We start from the raw sequence: 4,578 nt of genomic DNA on the forward strand, positions 1-4,578 counted from the left end.
CGCCGGAATCGACGGTCAAGACGACGGAGACAAAGGCCTCGGCAGATAAGCAACCAGAAGGGACTGCGGTCGCAAAAGGAGGGCGTGATCCAAGCAGCCTTGGCAGCGCATTGCTTGACACTGGCAAGGCGTTCTGGAATGTGGGTGTCGGTGTCGTGGAGGGCGTTCCAAACCTTGTGAGCGGAGCAATACCTGGTGGGCCAGACTACGTTCCGTTCTTGAATGGCGCTCGGGGTGAGTACGATACGCCGGCGTTCGGGATGACCGTTGAGGTAATCACTGGCATTGGCGCGGTCAAGGTGTTGGGAGAGATCGGCGCTGCTCGACCGTCTGCGCCCGCGGTGACACCGGGTGAGTTCTCGATCGCTGACTGGTCTGGATATCCGGCAAGCGTTCCGAAGCCGCAAGGCACGTTCCGGCTGCTGGAGGGGCCTGAGTACAACGCGGCTCGAGACGCTGCGAACAAGGCCAACGCTGCGATACGGAAGGAGCAAGGGCTTGTAGGGAAACCTGTGGACGTGCACGAAGTGAAGCCGGTGAAGTTCAATGGAAGTCCGACAGATCCAGCCAACAAGGTTGTATTGCCGCGTGATGTTCATCGCCAACAAGTAACTCCGTGGTGGAATCAGCTGATGCGAGATATCGTTGGACATTGATGATGGAGTGTGACAAGCATGGAAACTGAGCTGAAAGATTGGGTGTTGAACGCAGGGGTGACCGAAGAGGCCCTGCGCGACGCTGTGGAGTCGCTTGGTCTTTCGTTACCCTTGGACTACGTGCAGTTCCTTCGGAAGCACAACGGTGGAGAGGGCTTCATCGGCGACAACTACCTCATTCTTTGGAAGGCCGAAGAACTGAGTATTTTTAATCGAGAGTATGAGGTGAGCCAATATGCGCCAGGTCTTCTCCTGTTCGGCTCTAGCGGTGGTGGCGAGGGGTATGGGTTCGATCTGCGCAGCACCGACTTTTCCGTCGTTCGTATTCCATTCGTCGGAATGGACTTGCAATATGCGACTGCCACTGCCCGCAGCTTTAGCGATCTCTTCATTCGGTTGGCGATGTGATCATGACCAAGAGGGAATCAAAAAGCCAAGGAAACGGATCTCGGATGTTGGGCATGGAACTGTTTGAAATCACTCCTATCGTCCTGGGGGGCGATCCCCTTGACCCGAGGAACAAGACATGGTTGACCAAGCAACAGCACTTCGAGGCTGTTCGCTATTGGAATCGAGTAATTAGGGAGTTGCGGCAGATTAAAGGCTCCGACAGTTGAGCTGAAGTAGTCGCACACGAGAGCTGGATGCGACTCCTCATACAGAAGCGAGAGCGGTCGTTAATAATAAGCTTAACCCTGACGAAACAATGACCACTACTGGGCAGAAGCCACCTTCCCCTGCATGTAAGTGACGTATGGATCGTAGCGTGGCGGAAAGCGGTACGACCATTGAGCATCAATGCCGGCAGGGTGGCTTAACCAATGTTTAGGCTGCTGATTCGCGATGGTGATATAACTATGGAAATAGTTGTAAATATTGCCAAGTTCGAAGATGATAGCTATGGCACAATTCTTGCATTTTCTGATGATGCTAGTGACCCGTGGCACTATGTGATCCTTCAGATTAAAAATACTCCGTCTGCGCAAAACATTAACCTTGGGCACGGAGGTATTCATTTCGAGCTTGGTGGCTATGTGTTGGATTCCAGGTGATCATGTGCCTCTTCGCAGCTGGCCGCTGCTTCGAGCACGCAGCGTCATGCGCGGCGTGATGGACCCGAGTTTCAATCTGACTTTCCCTTGACCCGCATTCATCCGCAAGCCCGTACGACCCCGCTGGTTCGCGCCGAGATCAAAGCCTCCAACGAGTCGATCGCCGAGCTGGCGCGGCGCTACAACATCACCAAGGCCACCGTGCGCAAGTGGAAGGGCCGGCAGGCGCCTGCTGATCTGAGCCATCGCCCGCACAAGCTCAGCACCACGCTGTCGGCCGCCCAGGAAGCTGTGGTGGTCGAGTTGCGCCGCATGCTGTTGCTGCCGCTGGATGATCTGCTGGTCATCACGCGCGAGTTCATCAATGCGGACGTTTCTCGCTCCGCGCTGAACCGCTGCCTGGTGCGTCACGAGGTCGGCAATTTGCGTGCGCTGCACGCCGAACTGAACCCGCAGGATGAGGCTTCGACCAAGCCGCCAAAGACCTTCAAGGACTACGAACCCGGCTTCGTGCACATCGACATCAAGTACCTGCCACAGATGCCCGATGAGAGCCACCGCCGCTATCTCTTCGTGGCCATCGATCGCGCCACCCGCTGGGTGCACGTGGGCATCTACGACGATCAGAGCGAGGCCAGCGCCGTGAACTTCCTGGAGCGCGTGCATGAGGCCGCCCCGATGGCCATCACGAAGGTGCTGACCGACAACGGTTCGCAGTTCACCGATCGCTTCACCAGCAAGGCCCGACAGCCCAGTGGGCGGCATCACTTCGACGTGCGCTGCAAAGCCCTGGGCATCGAGCATCGGCTGTGTCCACCGCGCCACCCTCAGACCAACGGCATGGTCGAGCGCTTCAACGCGCGAGTGGGCGATGTCATTGCTCAAACTCGATTCAAAAGCGGGGCCGAATTGGCAACGACGCTGCTGGCCTACGTGCAAACGTACAACCATCGCATCCCTCAGCGCGCCCTGGACCATCAGACCCCCATCCAGGCGCTCAAACAGTAGCGCACCCGTTCGCCGCTGTTATTCCGCAAACGGGTTCATGATCTCCCGGGGCTTGATAGCTATGACCTAAATGGCTAGGCGGTCTCAAGTCTGAAGTGCAACACCCGCCCGCATCAATGCGTGCCGGGTGCTGAGGCAGGTCACCGAGGCCTTCGACGGCGCAACACAACCCGGCGGCACGAACCGGCTGATCGTCACCGACACCGAGTACGGCGACCTGGGCCAGGTGCTGCTGCAGACGCAGCCGTACTTCCTGGACAGCGGTTCGTCCACGAGCGCGGGCAGCGCCGACGTGGGGCTCACGCGCACCGAGTACGACGTGCTGGGCCGGGTGCTGAAGATCTACACCGCCGACAACCAGGGCAGCCAGCCGGGCGTGAGCTTCGGCGCCCGCGGCAGCCGCAGGGCGCGGTTGTCGAGCACGGCCTATGGCGCGCTGGTGGTCAGCACCACCGACGACCAGGGCCGCACGCGCCGCGAGGAGAGCAGCGTCGAAGGTCGCACGATCCGCATCACCGACCCGCTGGGTGCGCAGATCGTTCACCAGCACGACGCGTTCGGCAACCTGGTGGCGACGAAGGATGCGCTGCAGAACTCGGTGCCGATCGTCTATGACGTGCGGGGCAACAAGCTCAAGCTGACCGACCCGGACGCCGGGGTGATCGAGTACCGCTACGACGCGCTCGGCCAGACCGTGCGGCAGCAGAACCCGCTGCAGGCGCAGCGTGGCGGGCAGACGACGATGCAGTACGACGTGCTCGGCCGGATGACGCTGCGCAGCGAGCCGGAGTACCAGAGCACCTGGACCTACGACAACTGCACGATGGGCATCGGCAAGCTGTGCGCGACGAGCGCCAGCACCGACATGAGCCAGCAGTGGGTGTACGACAGCCTGGGGCGGCTCATCAGCAACCGCACGACGGTGGCGAACGGGCCGAGTTTTGCGAGCGCGCTGAACTATGACGCGAACGGCCGGCAGGCAACGCAGACCTGGCCGACCGGGCTGACGGTGAACTACGGCTACACGCCGAAGGGGTTCCTCGGCAGCGTGTCGCTGGCGACGGCGGTCACGGTGAACCCGTTGCCCGCCACACCAGAGGGCACGCCGGGTGCGAGCACGACGCTGCCGGCCGGCACGGTGCTGTGGCAGGCGCAGGCCTACAACGCGTGGGACCGGTTGGAGCAGCAGACGTACAGCAACGCGGTGGTGAGCAAGTCGGGCCATGAAGCCGCGACGGGCCGCGCGAGCAGCTTGACGACGGGCAAGGGCAACGCCACCGACGTGCTGAATCACGGCTACGTGTGGGACAGCCTGGGGCGGCTGACGAACCGCAACGATGCGAATGGGGATGGCAACACAGGCGCGGTGACCGAGAACTTCGAGCACGATGCGCTCGGGCGGCTGCAGCGCTACACGGTGGCTGCTCCTGCGATCAGTGGTTTGGTCCGAACTGTCAGCCTGCAATACAACGCGCTGGGCAGCATCCTCTACAAGAGCGATGTGGGGCTGTACAGCTATGGCGCGCAGGGGGCCACCTCCGTTCGACCTCACGCCGTTCAATCGATCGAAGGCGCCGCAGCCAACACCTACGGCTTCGATGCCAACGGGAACATCACCAGCGCGAGTTCAGGCAAGTACCGCGGGATCACCTACACCGGTTTCAACTTGCCGGACAGCCAAGCGGGCGTGCAAGGGCCGTCAGGTGGCCCGAGCTACGTGTGGAACTACGACGAGGACCACGCGCGCATYCGCGAGGTGCGAACGATYCCGAGYGGCACGAACGCMGGYACCCGRACCACGTGGTACCTGCAYCCGGACAACACCGGWGGCCTGGCCTTCGAGAGCGAGGTCAACKCACCGA

The 4,578-nt window shown here is 61.0% G+C and carries 3 protein-coding genes and 2 pseudogenes; all 5 read left to right on the forward strand.

What is annotated here, in order from left to right:
- Positions 1-656 (forward strand): hypothetical protein (locus AC1D01_RS21975; protein ID WP_477870041.1); only part of this gene is annotated, 656 nt, incomplete at its 5' end.
- An 18-nt stretch (positions 657-674) separates the two neighbouring features.
- Positions 675-1,064: an SMI1/KNR4 family protein gene (locus tag AC1D01_RS21980; protein WP_477870043.1), complete on the forward strand. Its 390-nt coding sequence runs from the start codon at positions 675-677 to the stop codon at positions 1,062-1,064.
- A 413-nt stretch (positions 1,065-1,477) separates the two neighbouring features.
- On the forward strand, positions 1,478-1,708 hold the full coding sequence (locus tag AC1D01_RS21985) for a hypothetical protein (RefSeq protein WP_477870045.1): 231 nt from the start codon (positions 1,478-1,480) through the stop codon (positions 1,706-1,708).
- An 87-nt stretch (positions 1,709-1,795) separates the two neighbouring features.
- Positions 1,796-2,713: pseudogene (locus AC1D01_RS21990) on the forward strand (IS481 family transposase); the annotation flags it as partial.
- 130 nt (positions 2,714-2,843) lie between these two features.
- Positions 2,844-4,578, forward strand: a pseudogene (locus AC1D01_RS21995) (hypothetical protein); the annotation flags it as partial.

Source organism: Rhizobacter sp. P3_B12, from assembly GCF_056402895.1.